This is a genomic window from Rhizobium atlanticum (genome assembly GCF_030182485.1).
GTDB lineage: Bacteria > Pseudomonadota > Alphaproteobacteria > Rhizobiales > Rhizobiaceae > Rhizobium.
Genome location: NZ_JAQJCJ010000001.1, coordinates 108,058 through 122,262 on the forward strand (window position 1 = coordinate 108,058; position 14,205 = coordinate 122,262).

18 protein-coding genes are annotated in these 14,205 nt (G+C 61.1%); 10 read left to right on the forward strand and 8 right to left on the reverse strand.

What is annotated here, in order from left to right; genetic code table 11:
* Positions 1–3: 3 nt before the first annotated feature.
* From pgeF to lgt, 3 genes are all read right to left on the reverse strand, one after another.
* Positions 4–798, reverse strand: a complete 795-nt coding sequence (gene pgeF / locus PH551_RS00510; RefSeq protein WP_285191438.1) for a peptidoglycan editing factor PgeF — start codon at positions 796–798, stop codon at positions 4–6.
* 110 nt (positions 799–908) lie between these two features.
* Positions 909–2,009, reverse strand: coding sequence for a class I SAM-dependent methyltransferase (locus PH551_RS00515; RefSeq protein WP_285191439.1), 1,101 nt, complete (start codon positions 2,007–2,009; stop codon positions 909–911).
* A gap of 18 nt (positions 2,010–2,027) precedes the next feature.
* A complete protein-coding gene (lgt, locus tag PH551_RS00520) occupies positions 2,028–2,876 on the reverse strand; it encodes a prolipoprotein diacylglyceryl transferase (RefSeq protein WP_285191440.1) in 849 nt (282 codons plus the stop codon).
* A 204-nt stretch (positions 2,877–3,080) separates the two neighbouring features.
* Here lgt and PH551_RS00525 point away from each other — a divergent pair, with 204 nt between their 5' ends.
* The 4 genes from PH551_RS00525 (at position 3,081) to PH551_RS00540 (ending at position 5,411) form a co-directional block, all read left to right on the forward strand.
* Positions 3,081–3,341, forward strand: coding sequence for an accessory factor UbiK family protein (locus PH551_RS00525; protein ID WP_285191441.1), 261 nt, complete (start codon positions 3,081–3,083; stop codon positions 3,339–3,341).
* 387 nt (positions 3,342–3,728) lie between these two features.
* Positions 3,729–4,229, forward strand: coding sequence for a type III secretion system chaperone family protein (locus tag PH551_RS00530; RefSeq protein WP_004680153.1), 501 nt, complete (start codon positions 3,729–3,731; stop codon positions 4,227–4,229).
* A gap of 1 nt (position 4,230) precedes the next feature.
* The gene (gene proC, locus PH551_RS00535; protein ID WP_085778899.1) at positions 4,231–5,058 is read left to right on the forward strand and encodes a pyrroline-5-carboxylate reductase; all 828 of its coding nucleotides are present in this window, start codon (positions 4,231–4,233) and stop codon (positions 5,056–5,058) included.
* Positions 5,059–5,069: 11 nt separating this feature from the next.
* Positions 5,070–5,411 carry a tRNA-binding protein gene (locus PH551_RS00540; RefSeq protein WP_085778898.1) on the forward strand — a complete coding sequence of 114 codons (342 nt, stop codon included), beginning with the start codon at positions 5,070–5,072 and terminating at the stop codon, positions 5,409–5,411.
* Between the two features lie 51 nt (positions 5,412–5,462).
* Here PH551_RS00540 and PH551_RS00545 read toward each other — a convergent pair whose 3' ends face one another.
* Positions 5,463–6,116, reverse strand: a complete 654-nt coding sequence (locus tag PH551_RS00545; protein WP_097596936.1) for an MBL fold metallo-hydrolase — start codon at positions 6,114–6,116, stop codon at positions 5,463–5,465.
* Between the two features lie 288 nt (positions 6,117–6,404).
* Here PH551_RS00545 and PH551_RS00550 point away from each other — a divergent pair, with 288 nt between their 5' ends.
* The 4 genes from PH551_RS00550 (at position 6,405) to PH551_RS00565 (ending at position 10,011) form a co-directional block, all read left to right on the forward strand.
* Positions 6,405–7,022, forward strand: a complete 618-nt coding sequence (locus PH551_RS00550; RefSeq protein WP_011426253.1) for a DUF1236 domain-containing protein — start codon at positions 6,405–6,407, stop codon at positions 7,020–7,022.
* A 343-nt stretch (positions 7,023–7,365) separates the two neighbouring features.
* A complete protein-coding gene (locus PH551_RS00555) occupies positions 7,366–7,857 on the forward strand; it encodes a MarR family winged helix-turn-helix transcriptional regulator (protein WP_085778896.1) in 492 nt (163 codons plus the stop codon).
* Positions 7,858–8,559, forward strand: a complete 702-nt coding sequence (locus PH551_RS00560) for a response regulator (protein WP_285191443.1) — start codon at positions 7,858–7,860, stop codon at positions 8,557–8,559. It begins immediately after the preceding gene.
* A 75-nt stretch (positions 8,560–8,634) separates the two neighbouring features.
* Positions 8,635–10,011, forward strand: a complete 1,377-nt coding sequence (locus tag PH551_RS00565; RefSeq protein WP_085778895.1) for an ATP-binding protein — start codon at positions 8,635–8,637, stop codon at positions 10,009–10,011.
* Here the strand turns inward: PH551_RS00565 and PH551_RS00570 are convergent.
* Positions 10,008–10,430: a winged helix-turn-helix transcriptional regulator gene (locus PH551_RS00570; RefSeq protein WP_285191444.1), complete on the reverse strand. Its 423-nt coding sequence runs from the start codon at positions 10,428–10,430 to the stop codon at positions 10,008–10,010. The genes PH551_RS00565 and PH551_RS00570 overlap by 4 nt on opposite strands.
* A 71-nt stretch (positions 10,431–10,501) precedes the next feature.
* Here PH551_RS00570 and PH551_RS00575 point away from each other — a divergent pair, with 71 nt between their 5' ends.
* Complete coding sequence (locus tag PH551_RS00575; protein WP_285191445.1) at positions 10,502–11,374, forward strand: oxidoreductase; 873 nt, start codon at positions 10,502–10,504, stop codon at positions 11,372–11,374.
* A 59-nt stretch (positions 11,375–11,433) separates the two neighbouring features.
* On the opposite strand, the gene PH551_RS00580 is transcribed toward PH551_RS00575, so the two are convergent.
* The 3 genes from PH551_RS00580 to PH551_RS00590 all read right to left on the reverse strand — a co-directional run bounded on the left by PH551_RS00580 (position 11,434) and on the right by PH551_RS00590 (position 13,634).
* Entirely contained in the window at positions 11,434–11,895 is a 462-nt protein-coding gene (locus tag PH551_RS00580; protein ID WP_285191446.1) for a BA14K family protein, read from the reverse strand.
* A 147-nt stretch (positions 11,896–12,042) separates the two neighbouring features.
* Positions 12,043–12,258, reverse strand: a complete 216-nt coding sequence (locus tag PH551_RS00585; protein ID WP_003561293.1) for a cold-shock protein — start codon at positions 12,256–12,258, stop codon at positions 12,043–12,045.
* A 485-nt stretch (positions 12,259–12,743) separates the two neighbouring features.
* Entirely contained in the window at positions 12,744–13,634 is an 891-nt protein-coding gene (locus PH551_RS00590; protein WP_285191457.1) for a DMT family transporter, read from the reverse strand.
* Between the two features lie 99 nt (positions 13,635–13,733).
* Between PH551_RS00590 and PH551_RS00595 the strand changes: the two genes are divergently transcribed.
* Positions 13,734–14,204: a DUF3052 domain-containing protein gene (locus tag PH551_RS00595; RefSeq protein WP_285191458.1), complete on the forward strand. Its 471-nt coding sequence runs from the start codon at positions 13,734–13,736 to the stop codon at positions 14,202–14,204.
* Position 14,205: the final 1 nt, after the last annotated feature.

A 14,205-nucleotide genomic window follows, 5' to 3' on the forward strand; every position in this document is an offset into this window, starting at 1 on the left:
TGCTCAAGTCTCCCTGATTGATATCGCTGAAATCTGGCGGCCGTAGTCCGGCTCGTTGCGATGTGTCGTCCTGCGATAGGAAAAGAAGCGCTCGCTATCCGGATAGGTGCAGAGCCCGAGGTTTTCGGCCTGCACACCAGCCCGCGTCAGCCTGTCGATCGTCAGCGCCGGTAGATCGAACATGGCGCGGCCCGGCGTTGCGGACGGCTTGAAAAAGCGTTCGTAGTCCGGATTTTCGGCGACGAAGCGATCGACGAATTCCGGTCCGACCTCGTAACTCGCCTGACTGATCGAGGGGCCGAGGCAGGCCAGTAGGCTGGCGCGATCGGCCCCCAGGGCTTCCATGGCCGCAATGGTGTTTTCGAGAACACCGGTCAGCGCGCCCTTCCAGCCGGCATGGGCGGCGCCGATGACGCGATTTTCGGGATCGGCAAAGAGGACCGGACCGCAATCGGCGGCCAGCACGCCAAGCGCAATGCCGGGAACTGCCGTCACCATCGCGTCGGCGTCGGGGCGGGCGCCATCGTAATCGGCGCCAATCGTCACGACGTCGGGCGAATGCACCTGATGAACAGTTGCCAGCCGCTCGAGCGGCAGGTCGAACCAGGCGGCGACGCGGCGGCGGTTTTCCATGACGTTCCCGCGCTCGTCGTTGGAGCCGAGGCCGACATTGAGACCGCGATAGATCCCTTCGGAAACACCGCCGGCCCGGGTGAAATAACCGTGGCGGATGGTGCCGCCCGTCGCTTCGTTCAGCAGCGGGCTTTGGATCGGTGCGGGAGAGGCCGCGTCCTGCATCTGTAATTCCGGGTTTTTCGAGGGGGTTGTTTTGTCCCGAGCGCATCGCATCTGCGGCGCGCTTCAAGTTCCTGTTTCGCGCGGATGTTGGCTCAGCCGCGTGCGCCCTGTCAATCCACCGGGCGAAAGGGCATGAGATCGACGGCAGGATGGGAGACCGCCATCACCTTGAAGAGTTCGCCCATCCGGCCCTCACCGGCGCCGGCAAGCCTGTCGACCGCCGATTGAATGACCTGCTGGGTCTGCGGCTCGCGGTCACGCCCGAGGGCTGCGGCGCGTTCGAGAATGCCGAGGCCGGTCAGAAAGTCACCCTGGTGCAGGGCGCCGTTCAGATGGAGGCCGGCCGTCAGTGCCGTCTCGGCGAGCTGCTGGAAATCGACATGGCTCGTCAGGTCAGCTTCGCCGGGATGGGCGAGCGGCGGGTCGAATTCATGCATGCGCACCGCCTGCAGCGTATCGCCGAAGCCGGTGACGAGATGGCCGTAGTCAACGACCAGCGCCGTGCCGCCGAAGGCGCGCAGCCGCTCGCAGATCGCCATCATCACGGCCTGGCGGGCGGGTGAGATCTCGAAGAGCGTGCCGAGCGGCAGGTTCTGCGCCGGTTCCGGCAGTAGGGCAGGATCGAGGCCCGCGACACCTGCGGCAAAGGTCAGTTCGCCATCGGCGTCAAGCCCGACCATGCGCTCGCGGAAACCCGTTTGCGTGCGGACGAACTGCCGGATCGGGATTGCGTCGAACAATTCGTTGGCGGCAATCAGCGTGAAGCCGGGCGGGACCTCATCGAAGCCACCGTGCCACGCGATCCTTTCGCCATAAGCTTCGAGTGTCTGGCTCTGGACGTCGCGCAGGCGCTCGCTGGTTTCGACGAGATGCACGCTCATCGTGTCAAACAGCGGCGGGGCGATGCGGGCGATGACACGCAGCATATCCGCCATCATCGTGCCGCGGCCAGGCCCGATCTCGACAAGGCGCACATCTGCCGGCGTGCCGTGGCGCTGCCAGGCATGGACGACGAAGACGCCGATCATCTCGCCGAAGATCTGGCTGACTTCGGGCGCGGTGACAAAATCGCCGGACCGGCCGAAGGGTTCTCGGGTGCGGTAATAGCCGTGCTCGGGATCGGCGAGGCAGAGCGAGAAATAGTCGGTGACGCTGATCGGGCCGTTGGTCTGGATGATCGCCTTGATCTTTTCGCCTAGAGCGGTGGTCATGTCGCGCGTCCTGCCGGTTTAGAGCTGCGGCGCGGCCTGGCGGCGGGCCCGCAGGATCGCCCAGAGGCCGAGCAGGATCATCGGGGAGGAGAGGACCATACCCATGGTCAGCCAGTTCGTGCCGAGGAGGTAACCGAGCTGGGCGTCCGGCTCTCGGAAGAACTCGACGAAGATGCGCGACAGTGCATAACCGCAGACGAAGACGCCCGTGATGAAGCCTGGGCTTTTCAGCGTACGCATGCCGTAGACGAGGGCGGCAAGCACCAGGAGCAGAACAATGCCCTCAAGGCCGGCCTCGTAGAGCTGGCTCGGATGGCGGGCGAAGGGGCCGCCGGTCGGGAAAACCACGGCCCAGGGGACGTCGGTCAGCCGGCCCCAGAGCTCACCGTTGATGAAATTGGCGATGCGGCCGAAGAACAGGCCGAAGGGAACGACGGCGGCGACGATATCGAACAGGCTCCAGATCGGAATGGCATTGCGGCGAGCAAAGATGATCATGGCGATCGTCGTGCCGGTCAGGCCGCCGTGGAAGGACATGCCGCCGTTCCAGATTTCGACTGCGCGGATGGGATCGCGCAGGACAGCGGAGAGGTCATAGAAGAAGATATAGCCGAGACGGCCACCGAGCACGACGCCGAGGGCGGCCCAGACGATGAAATCGTCGAGCTGCGTCTTCGTCATCGGCGATCTATTGCCCGGCCAGAGACTGTCGTTGGCGGCGAGGCGGCGCGCATAGGCCCAGCCAAGCAGGATGCCGGCGACGTATGCCAGGCCGTACCAGTGAATCGCCAACGGACCGATCGAAAAAGCGATCGGATCGATGTCCGGGAAAGGCATGATCGCAAGGAGATTGGCTGCTGTCGGCAAGGTTTTCCCATCCGTTGAGGTCGGCGGAACATGCCGCCGCGATCCCGGACGGTCAAGTGCATTGTTCGTGATCGCGCCTCGGCTGCTCGCTTCCGGATAAGGCTATCCCGCGCAAAGCGCTTGCATCGCGGGTGGCGAAGCCCTACCTCAATCTTCGAGGCCCCGAAGGGCTGAATTCACCTTATACGAAGGGAGAAAAACGCCATGACGACCGGAACGAACCGCATCATGGACGAGTTCGCCAAGCTGATGACCGATGCGGCAGGTGCCGCGCAGGGAGTCCGCAAGGAGATCGAGACGGCTTTCAACGCCCAGGCCGAGCGTTGGCTGAACAGCATGGACGTCGTCAAGCGCGAGGAATTCGAGGCCGTGCGAGAGATGGCGATCAAGGCGCGCGATGAAAACGAGGCGCTTGCCGCCCGTATCGCGGTGTTGGAGGCCAAGCTCGCCAGCGAGGGCCACTAAATCCAGCTAGGTGCAGATGCGGCGTTGCCTTCATGCCACACGCCGCATCTGTCACAAAAAATTCCAGGTGAGTTTTCCACCTGTGGACACTGCCAAAAAAGCCAATACGCAGAGTCGCTTATTCTCCCTTCTGAATTGAGTTTCGAAGTGCTTTCCACAGCAGGCCTGCCCTATTTTCCCTTCTGGGGGCTGGCAGGTGGCAAGGGTCATTATACACTGATTTTAAATGATGATTCGAAGCGACTTGGTAAGCTCCGGGCAGGTTATCTGCGTTAAGTCTGGCAGCGGTTCAACGATCATCCGATGGTGGTTTCCGGTATTGCGTGTGTCTTTCTTGTGTTCGTATCCCAAGCTAAGCCGCATTCGTTCCGGTCAAGAAGGTGCTGCATGAACCTGATGGAATTGGAAGTCGAGCGTCAGTCGAACCCGGTCGATATGATCGAGTACGTGGCCTCCAACAACGACTGGTCGTTCGAGCGGTCCGGCGAGGACGAGATCGCGATGACGGTCGAGGGACGCTGGGCGGACTATCATGTTTCCTTTTCCTGGATGGAGGAATTCGAGGCGCTGCATCTTGGCTGCGCTTTCGATATCAAAGTCCCCGACATCAGGGTCAACGAGGTGGTTAAACTGCTCTCGGCGATCAACGGGCAGGTCCTGATGGGTCATTTCGATCTCTGGCGTCAGGAAGATGTCGTCATCTTCAGGCAGTCGCTGCTGCTTGCAGGCGGCGCGGAGCCGACCAATCGCCAGGTAGAGGTGCTGCTTTCCAGTGCGCTCGACACATGCGAAGCCTATTTCCAGGCATTCCAGTTCGTTGTCTGGTCCGGCATGGACGCGGCTAAGGCGATGGAAGCCGTGCTGTTCGAAACGGTAGGCGAGGCATAAGATGCCGGCGAAGGCGTTCTCCCCGGCAAATCCCGTCGTACTGATCGGCGCCGGAAACATGGGCGGAGCCATGCTCTCCGGCTGGCTGAAGAGCGGCGTTCCGGGCTCCGCCGTCATTGTTGTGGATCCAGGCCCTTCATCGGCGATGCTGGCGACGATCAAGGAAGCCGGCGCGACGCATCTGACCGCGATCCCTACGGAATTGAAGGCGAGCGTTTTGTTTCTCGCAGTCAAGCCGCAGGTGATGGAGACGGTGTTGCCTGATGTGAAGAGCGCCGTCGGGCCGGCGACGGTCGTCGTCTCGGTGGCAGCCGGCAAGACGCTCGGTTTTCTCGAAAAACATCTCGGCAAAGCCGCCATGGTGCGAGCCATGCCGAACACGCCGGCTATGGTCGGCCGCGGTGTGACCGGGGCCTTTGCCAATTCAGGAGTCAGCGATCCGCAACGCAAACGCGTCCATGCCCTTCTCAGCGTCTCCGGCCCGGTCGAATGGGTGCCTGCGGAGGCAGATATCGATGCCGTGACGGCGCTTTCCGGCAGCGGTCCGGCTTATGTATTCTATCTCGTCGAATGTATGGCGGAGGCAGGCCGAAAGCTCGGCCTGCAGGCGGACCTCGCCATGCGTCTTGCGCGGGAAACGGTCGCGGGGGCTGGTGAACTCTTGCACCAGTCCCCCGACGATGCTTCGCGGCTGCGGCAGAATGTGACGTCTCCCGGCGGCACGACGGCGGCGGCGCTCGCCGTGCTGATGGCGGAGAACGGCATGCAGCCCCTGTTCGATAAGGCGCTTGCGGCAGCGCGCAAGCGGGCCGAGGAACTGGCCGGCTGACGGAGATCCACATGGCGGAAGAGATCAGCTACGCCGATTTCGAGCGTGTCGACATCCGTGTCGGTACGATCATCGAAGCCAGCCCTTTTCCGGAGGCGCGCAAGCCGGCTTTCAAGCTGCTCATCGATTTTGGCCCTCAGATCGGTATTAAGAAATCCTCGGCGCAGATCACCGTGCATTATACGCCGGAAACCCTGATCGGCCGGCAGGTGTTCGGTGTCGTCAATTTCCCGCCCCGGCAGATCGGTCCGTTCCGTTCGGAAGTGCTGACGCTGGGATTCGAGGACGAGAATGGCGCGATCGTGCTTGCGGCGGTCGAACAGCCGGTGCCGAACGGCAGGAAGATGATGTGAGAATGGGCTCACACCATTTTTCCGGGTGCCTGATGTGTCTGCATCGGATGCTCAACGAGGCCTGATCTCCTGCAGATACGGATTGCTTCGCCGTTCGTCACCGATGCGGCTGCCAGGCCCATGGCCGCAGATAAAGCCGACGTCGTCGCCAAGCGGCAGGACCTTGTCGCGGATCGAATCCAACAGCTGCTGATGATTGCCGCCCGGCAGGTCGGTGCGGCCGATCGAGCCGTTGAAGAGCACGTCGCCGAGATGGGCGAAATTCTGTGCGCGGTTGAAATAGATCACGTGGCCGGGGGCATGGCCCGGCGTGTGATAGACCTCGAATTCGTGGGCGCCGAAGGAGACCTTGTCGCCGTTCTTCAGCCAGCGGTCCGGCAGAACATTGCGCAATCCTGATATGCCGTACGTCGCGGCCTGGGTCTCGATGCGCTGCAGCAGCGGCAGGTCATCCTGATGCGGGCCGACTATGTCGACGCCGAGGGCTTCCTTCAACTCCCCGGCGCCACCGGCATGGTCGAGATGACCGTGCGTCAGCCAGATTTCCTTGATGGTCAGGCCGCTTTTCTCAATCGCCTGAAGGATGAGCGGCACGTCGCCCCCCGGATCGACGACAACGCCTTCCTGGGTATCGGGATCGAAGAAGACCGTGCAGTTCTGCTGAAAGGGTGTCACCGGAATGATGCCGGCCTGGAGCATGCCCATAAGTGCCTCGCTTGGGTGTCTTGGGTGCTCAGGGTATAGTCCGAAACGGCGGCGAGGGCAGCCCAAATCTTCTGCTTTGACGCGTGTTTCACGGCAGCAAGACCGACTGCAACACAAGTTTATAGGTCTCTTCCGCCGTTCGACGCGTCGACGAAATCAAATTTTATTCTAACTTTTCAATTGCTTGGGAGGGCGTATCTGTAGGGGCCGTTTTGCCCCGGCGGGGCGCGTCGGAACATCGTGGAACGCTGCGCGTTGTCCGGCCATCGAAACCAAGGAGACGCTCACATGACCTTGAAGAGAAACATCCTGTTGGCTGGAGCCGTGCTCCTGGCGAGCGGCGGTCTGGCGCAGGCGGAGATGGTGGCGACCACGGTCAACGATCTCAACGTCCGCGCAGGTCCAGGCCCGCAATATCCGGCAGTCGGCCTTGCCACCCGCGGTTCGACCGCGGTGCTCGACGGCTGCATCGAAGGTAGCCGCTGGTGCCGTGTCGACGTCAACGGCATGCGCGGCTGGGTCTATGCGGATTATCTGCAGATGGACTACGGCGGCAACCAGGTTATCGTCGAGCAGCATCGCGCCGAGATCGGCGTTCCCGTGGTGACCTACGAGTCGACCGCCAGCGTTGTCCCGGCCGACCCGCAACCGGCGCCGGGCGATGAATTGATCGGGCCGGTTGGAGCCGTCGAAACGATCACTCCGCCGGAGACGGTGCGGACCTATATCGAGACCAATCCGACCGAGACGGTGCGGCTTGGCGGCGATGTGGTCGTCGGCGCGGAAGTGCCTGCCGACGTGACTTTCCAGACCATTCCGGATTACGAATATCGCTACACAAGGATCAACGACCGGCCCGTCCTCGTCGATCCAGGTACGCGCCGGATTGTCTACGTCTATCAATAAGATCATCGGCAACTATGAAAGGAGGCGGTCGGCAGGCCGCCTCGTTCGCGCAATCCTCCTCCCGCCTTTGAAGCCATTCCTAATCTCCGCCGGGGCTTCACTCGCCATGCCTGTTGATTGTTGTCCCCATTACGTTTTATCCAAGACGTCGGGGGAGTTGCTTATTGCGTCAGAAGTTCCGGGCGGGCCTTGGTTACCCAAGAAATATCAGGGAAATTGCGGAATAAGCTCGGGCTCCCACGAAGTTCGGTGAAGCTGGCAGCCGCGTAAATTTAGGTCAATGATACTGACCTATGTATGCGGAAGTTTCCCGCAACGCGCGCAACGAGAAAGGAAATGTGGAGTGTCACGACAGACCGGTCCCAAAGCAGGCAAGCCGGAGCCGTTGGCCACGCCAATGGAGGATACAGGCGGTATCGATTTCGAGATGATCGAACTATTCTTCTTCGCCTATCGCGACTTCGTTTCTGATCCTGACGCCATCCTCGAAAAGAGCGGCTTCGGACGGGCGCATCACCGCGTCGTGCATTTCGTCAACCGCAATCCCGGCATGACGGTTGCTGATCTTCTCGACACACTGAAGATCACCAAGCAGAGTCTTGCAAGGGTGCTGAAACAGCTGATCGATTCGGGCTATATTCGCCAGGTGGCCGGTCCTGAGGATCGGCGGCAGCGCAAGCTTTATCCGACGAAATCGGGGCGCGAGCTGGCGCTTGCCCTTGCAGAGCCGCAATCGCGCCGCATTGAGCGGGCATTCGAAGGAGCCTCTGCGCAGGTGCGGGAGGGCGTGAAGGCCTTCCTTGGAGGCATGCGGGATAGAAAGAAGGCGGATTGAATGGCGGTCAAGACAGGTATTTCCGACGATGCGGCGCATCTGCTGGTGGTCGACGATGACTCCCGTATCCGCGCGCTGCTCAATCGCTATCTCGCGGAGAACGGCTTTCGCGTCACTGTCGCGGCCGACGGCGCCGAGGCGCAGCGCAAACTTGCCGGTCTCGATTTCGATCTCATCATCATGGATGTGATGATGCCGGGCGAATCCGGCATCGACGTCACCCGCGGGCTTCGCGCCATCAAGAACGTGCCGATTATCATGCTGACGGCGCTGGCGGAATCGGGCAATCGCATCGAAGGCCTTGAGGCCGGCGCCGACGATTATCTCTCCAAACCCTTCGATCCGCGCGAGCTGGTCCTGCGCATCAACAATATCCTGCGCCGCACCGCCAACGGTGAGGGGCTGAAGATCGAACAGGTCATGTTTGGGCCCTACACTTTCTCCCTGACCCGCAAGGAGCTGAAGAAAGCCAGCGAGGTGATCCGGCTTACCGATCGCGAACAGGAAATCATGCTGCTCTTTGCGCGGCGCGCCGGTGACACCATCCCCCGTCACGAACTGATCGGCAATGACACAGAGGTCGGCGAGCGGACGATCGACGTGCAGATCAACCGGCTCAGGCGCAAGATCGAGGAGGATCCGGCCAATCCCGTCTGGCTGCAGACGGTGCGCGGCATCGGATACAGGCTGAGCATCGACTAGATTTGAGAAGTGGAGCATGATGCGGAGGACGGTTCACACTTTCCCGTATCGCGCTCTGAACGGCCGGGACCGACGATGGTGACAATGGACAGTTTGCGGCGGGAAGACCGCGCTCCGGCGGCGGGCTGGCGCTGGATCGTCCGCTGGCTGCGGCGCCGATTGCCCACCGGGCTCTACGCGCGCTCGCTGCTGATCATCATCATCCCGATGGTGCTGCTGCAATCCGTCGTCGCCGCCGTCTTCATGGAGCGTCACTGGCAAATGGTGACCGAGCGCCTGTCGCTCGCCGTCACCCGCGACATCGCCGCCATCATCGAGATCGTCGAGACCTATCCGCAGAATTCCGACTATAGCGAGATCATCCGCATCGCGCGCGATCAGCTTAACCTGCAGATTTCGATTGAGCCGGACGGCGATCTGCCGCCGCCGCGCGTCAAGCCCTTCTTCTCGATCCTTGACGGCATCCTCAGCGATGAGATCACCGACGAGATTCACCGGCCTTTCTGGATCGACACGGTTGGCAACTCGAACCTCGTCGAAATCCGGATCAAGCTCGAGAACAAGATCCTGCGGGTGCTGGCCAAACGCAGTCAGACCTATGCCTCCAACACCCACATCTTCATCGTCTGGATGGTCGGCACATCGCTGGTGCTAATCGGCATTTCGATTCTCTTCCTGCGCGGGCAGATCCGGCCGATCCTGATGCTGGCGCGGGCTGCCGAAAGCTTCGGCAAAGGGCAGAAGCCCGACAATTTCTATCCGCGCGGCGCCGACGAGGTCAGGCGCGCCGGCCTTGCCTTCATTCTGATGCGTGAACGCATCGAGCGGCAGATCGAGCAGCGTACGGCGATGCTTTCCGGCGTCAGCCATGATCTGCGCACCATTCTCACCCGCTTCAAGCTGCAACTGGCGCTCGCCGGCGACAATCCCGACCTGCATGGCCTGAACGACGACGTCAATGATATGCAGACGATGCTGGAGGCCTACATGGCCTTCGCCCGCGGCGAGGTCGAAGAGGATGTCGGCGAACTGAAGCTCAGCGAGATCTTCGCCAAGCTGGAATCCGATTTCGTCCTGCATCGTAAGCAGTTCAGCTATTCGATCGAAGGCGACGACGACATTTCCGTCAGGCCGAATGCGTTCACGCGTCTCGTCACCAACCTTGCCTCGAACGCGCGCCGTTATGCCAATAGGCTCGACATCGAGGCCAAGCACAATGCCAAGTGGCTGACTGTTATCTTCGACGATGACGGGCCGGGCATTCCGGAAAAGAATCGCGAGGACGTGTTCAAGCCGTTCTTCCGGCTGGACGCAGCGCGCAACCTGGATGCATCCGGCACCGGCCTCGGTCTTGCGATTGCCCGCGATATTGCTCGCAGCCATGGCGGCAACGTCACGCTGGGCGACAGCCCGCTCGGGGGCTTACGGGCAACGATCCGTATTCCGGCCTAATTGTCCGTTGCCGTCAGTTTCACGGCCTTGCGCGAATCGAACTCATCCAGGCGCTCCACGATCCAACGCCAGAGAGTGACGACCTGCATGAGGAGGTCGCGGCCAAGCGGCGTCAATTCATATTCAACGCGCGGTGGAATCTCGGGATAGAGGGTGCGAATAATGAGGCCGTCGCTTTCGAGGGTGCGCAGCGTCTGCGTCAGCACTTTCTGGCTGATGCCCTCGATCCGCTCCATGAGGCGCGAGAAGCGTAAGGGTGCGCCGGCATCCGATAGTGCGTGCAGGATGCGCAGTGGCCATTTCGCCGCCGCCCGTTCTATCAAGGCGCGCGCCCGTGCATCCTGCTCTTCAGTCATGTTGCAGCAGAAATCGAATATGTCGCCGGCCACTTCAGTTACCTCGAGGTGTGAATAGATCATTCTGGTACCTTCTTTCGATCGGGAACAATAGGACCTACATGCTCGGGGAACCAATCAAGGAGAGGTTTCCGATGTCGAAGGTGTGGTTGATTACAGGCAGTTCGCGTGGTCTCGGCCGGGCGCTGGCGGAGGCGGTTCTGGCCGCCGGCGATAATCTGGTGGCGACGGCGCGCGATCCTGCCCGGCTTGCGGATCTTTCCGAACAATATGGCAATCAGGTGCTGACGCTGGCGCTCGACGTGACCGACGAGGAAGCGGCAGCTGCCGCGGTGGAAGCTGGCGTGAAGCGGTTCGGCCGTATCGACGTGCTTGTCAACAATGCCGGCTACGGCAATGTCAGTCCGATCGAGGATACCAGCCTCGTCGATTTCCGAGCCCAGGTCGAGACCAACCTCTTCGGTACTGTTATCATGACCAAGGCGGTGATCGCCCTGATGCGCGAACAGGGTGCGGGCCATATCATCCAGTTCTCATCCGTCGGCGGCCGTATCGGACCGGCCGGACGTGGCGCCTATTCGGCAGCCAAATTTGCAGTCGAGGGCTTTTCGGAGGTGTTGTCGAAGGAAGTCGCGCCATTCGGCATCAAGGTGACAGTGGTCGAACCCGGCGGTTTCAGAACTGATTTTGCCGGTGCCTCGACGGTGCTGGCCGAGGGGCGCGCGGACTATGCGGAAACGGTCGGCGCCACGGTGCGCTTCCAACGTGAATATGACGGCCGTCAACCTGGCGATCCTGCCAAAGCGGCCGCCGTCGTCATTCACATTGCCGGTCTCGACCAGCCGCCGCTCCGGTTGCTGCTCGGCAGCGATGCTGTGCGCAATGTCGAGAAGGCGGATGCGGCACGCATCGAGGCCGATCGGGCATGGCGCGCGGTCAGCGTCTCGACCGATTTCGAGCCGGATGCCGAGATGCGGGCGATGCCCTGGGAGAAGAAGGCGGGCTGAACGAGGCAAAAACAAAAGCGCCGCTGGAGAGCGGCGCTTCGCGATGACGTGTTGGCAGATCAGCCGGCGGTGCAGAAGTGACTGCGGCCATCATTGCCGATATAGGTGCCGCTGCGCGGATCGAAGGAGCGGTAGCGGTAGGAGCAATAACGCTCCCATTGCGGTGACCAGGGCTCCACCGACGCGCGCGTAGGCGCATAATATCTAGGCTGTTCAACATATTGCGGCTGCTCGACATAGACGCGGCGCGGAGCGCGATAGACCGGAGCCGGCTCGTAATATTCTGGCTCGTACGGCGGGTCGATGTAGCGGGGTTCGTCATAAACAGGGCCATTATTGGCGTTGGCGATAGCCGAGCCGACAATCAAACCGGTGGCGAGACCGACAGCGCCACCGACGAGGGCATCGTTGTTGTGATGATGGCGCCAGTGGTGGTCACCGGCCGAGGCCTCGCCGATGACGGAGAGAGAAAGCGCGGCAGCCGTTGCCGTCAGCAGAAGAGTTTTGGCGAGCCTGTTCATAAGCATCAAGTCCTAATCTCGGAAACCGAACGCCGGTTCCTTCTCGATGGTGTCAGTCCTAAAGATTTCTGGCTGAACGAAGGCTGAACGACAAAACCCGGCATTGCTGCCGGGCTTCAACTCGAATTCGACAGCCTTGTTAAGGGCTCAGCCGGCAATCTGCAGATTGACGGCCTTGGGGCCCTTGCCGCGGCGATCCGGCTCCGTGTCGAAGCTTACCTTCTGGTTTTCCGTCAAACCGGCCAGCCCGGAGGCCTGTACGGCAGAAATGTGAACGAAGATATCGGCGCCGCCCCGGTCCGGCTTGATGAAGCCGAAGCCCTTGTCGGTATTGAAGAATTTTACAGTGCCAGTCTCGGCCATGCGTCAGGTCCTTTTCTCTCTGCCCGCCATCCACACGGGCAGCATCATAGCATTGCCTCCTTGCGGGAGGCGTTGGCAGGCAAGTCTTGAAATTTGAGAAAAAGGTCCCCTCTACCTCGGCCTGCTCCAAGCAGGACTTTCGCCTGCTTTGTTTGGAACCGGCTGACCGGAATATTAGCGTTCCCGGCGCGCAAATACTTAAGGACTTCCCATGCTCGCAAAATGCCCGAACGCGCTGAGAGTGCTGCGTTTAAGGGATTTTGGCAAGCAAAAGTTTTTTAACGTGTCCTTCAGGGCACACTGCTGCCCACGTCTGGTTTGCGCAAAAACGCAAAATTTCCGTCGCGAATGGGAGATGATTAACGATTTATATCGCCCGCAATGTAAGTTTCGGGCAGATTTTGCCAAAAATACAACGTAAACGGGCTAGCGAGTTCCCTAAAAATTTTTTTGAATCCGGCGTCCACCCATATTTGGGCGCATGTTCAGGCGGCTGACAGGCGGCGGCGAGCAAAGCCGGGCACGATCTCGACTACAAGCATAGCGATAAACATTAGCGCACAACCTGTATATCCGGTGGCCGGCATCGACTCACCGAGAATCAGGGCTGCGAGCGATGCGCCGAAGAGCGCTTCGGACGAAAGGAAGATCGCCGCCTGCGACGGAGTCGTGTAGCGCTGGGCAATCACCTGCAGCACGAAGGCCAAGCCGGACGAGAAGATGCCGACATAAAGGATCTCAGGTCCTGCGGCCAAAATCGCCGAAATGCTGATCGGTTCCACCGCTGCGGCAACGGCCAACGCGCAGGCCGTGGTGACGGCAAATTGCGTGGCGGCCAGCGCGAGCGGCCTTCCGCTCTCGGAGACGGTCATGCCGGCAAGGGTGATCTGGATCGCCCAGAAGGCGGCGCAGGCCACGGTCAGGAGATCGCCTGAGGTGAGCGCCGAGAGATGACCGCCGGACAGGAGATAGATGCCGGCGAGCGCCATCAGCGCGCCCGGCCAGATGATCCAATGCGGCGCACGGCGCAGGAAGAACACGGCAATGAGCGGCACGAAGACGACATAGAGGCCGGTGATAAAGCTGGAATTCGTCACCGTCGTCGTCTGCAGGCCGACCTGCTGGGTGGCGGCGCCGCTGAAAAGGGCAAGGCCGGTGAGGATATAGAGCTTGGCATGGCGCGCGCTGGTTTTCACCTCTGCCTTGCGCGCTTCCAGAAGAACGAAAGGCAAGACGGCCAATGTGGCGACGGCAAAACGTAAGGCGATGAACCAGAAGGGGCCGATCGCCTTCATCGCCGTCGACTGCGCGACGAAGCCGCCGCCCCAGATGGCGGCTGCAAGCAACAGGAGGAGGTTCGCCTGAATGCGCGTCATGTCGTCCTCGATGAGGAAGGGAGATCTGTTCGAGCGGTTAGCAGTTGCCTTTCCTCTAGGCAAGGGCGAAGACTTGGCGCTGATGGCGGAGGTGGAGGCATGCAACGCGAAAAACAGACGCCGGCGAGCGGTATGGCGGTATCCGGAATGGCAGGCTATTCCGGTACGCCGCTGGCCAGGAAGCTCGGGCTTGCGCATGGGCAGGCTGCCGCTCTTCTCGGTGTTCCCGAAACGATCGACGACATCAACGGTTTCGGCGGTTTTGCTTCGGTCATCCGCCTGCTTCCCGAGACTCTTTTGCCGGCGCTCGATTATGTCCATCTATTTGTGACTGACCGCGTAGTGTTGGAAGCGGCGGCGCCGACGCTGTTCCGGGTCCTGAAGCCCGACGGCATGATCTGGATCTCCTGGCCGAAGAAGAGCTCACGCGTGCCCACCGATATCACCGAGGATGTGCTGCGCGAGATCCTGCTGCCAACGGGCCTGGTCGATGTCAAGGTCTGCGCAGTCGACGAGATCTGGTCCGGGCTGAAATTCGTCATTCGCAAGGAATTGCGCGGCGCGCTGTGAC

What these genes read in the sequence shown, in the direction of transcription:
- pgeF (WP_285191438.1), bottom strand. Translation starts at nt 798, where the DNA reads ATGCAGGACGCGGCCTCTCCCGCACCGATCCAAAGCCCGCTGCTGAAC.
- PH551_RS00515 (WP_285191439.1), bottom strand. Translation starts at nt 2,009, where the DNA reads ATGACCACCGCTCTAGGCGAAAAGATCAAGGCGATCATCCAGACCAAC.
- PH551_RS00525 (WP_285191441.1), top strand. Translation starts at nt 3,081, where the DNA reads ATGACGACCGGAACGAACCGCATCATGGACGAGTTCGCCAAGCTGATG.
- PH551_RS00530 (WP_004680153.1), top strand. Translation starts at nt 3,729, where the DNA reads ATGAACCTGATGGAATTGGAAGTCGAGCGTCAGTCGAACCCGGTCGAT.
- proC (WP_085778899.1), top strand. Translation starts at nt 4,231, where the DNA reads ATGCCGGCGAAGGCGTTCTCCCCGGCAAATCCCGTCGTACTGATCGGC.
- PH551_RS00540 (WP_085778898.1), top strand. Translation starts at nt 5,070, where the DNA reads ATGGCGGAAGAGATCAGCTACGCCGATTTCGAGCGTGTCGACATCCGT.
- PH551_RS00545 (WP_097596936.1), bottom strand. Translation starts at nt 6,116, where the DNA reads ATGGGCATGCTCCAGGCCGGCATCATTCCGGTGACACCCTTTCAGCAG.
- PH551_RS00550 (WP_011426253.1), top strand. Translation starts at nt 6,405, where the DNA reads ATGACCTTGAAGAGAAACATCCTGTTGGCTGGAGCCGTGCTCCTGGCG.
- PH551_RS00560 (WP_285191443.1), top strand. Translation starts at nt 7,858, where the DNA reads ATGGCGGTCAAGACAGGTATTTCCGACGATGCGGCGCATCTGCTGGTG.
- PH551_RS00565 (WP_085778895.1), top strand. Translation starts at nt 8,635, where the DNA reads ATGGTGACAATGGACAGTTTGCGGCGGGAAGACCGCGCTCCGGCGGCG.
- PH551_RS00570 (WP_285191444.1), bottom strand. Translation starts at nt 10,430, where the DNA reads ATGATCTATTCACACCTCGAGGTAACTGAAGTGGCCGGCGACATATTC.
- PH551_RS00575 (WP_285191445.1), top strand. Translation starts at nt 10,502, where the DNA reads ATGTCGAAGGTGTGGTTGATTACAGGCAGTTCGCGTGGTCTCGGCCGG.
- PH551_RS00580 (WP_285191446.1), bottom strand. Translation starts at nt 11,895, where the DNA reads ATGAACAGGCTCGCCAAAACTCTTCTGCTGACGGCAACGGCTGCCGCG.
- PH551_RS00585 (WP_003561293.1), bottom strand. Translation starts at nt 12,258, where the DNA reads ATGGCCGAGACTGGCACTGTAAAATTCTTCAATACCGACAAGGGCTTC.
- PH551_RS00590 (WP_285191457.1), bottom strand. Translation starts at nt 13,634, where the DNA reads ATGACGCGCATTCAGGCGAACCTCCTCCTGTTGCTTGCAGCCGCCATC.
- PH551_RS00595 (WP_285191458.1), top strand. Translation starts at nt 13,734, where the DNA reads ATGCAACGCGAAAAACAGACGCCGGCGAGCGGTATGGCGGTATCCGGA.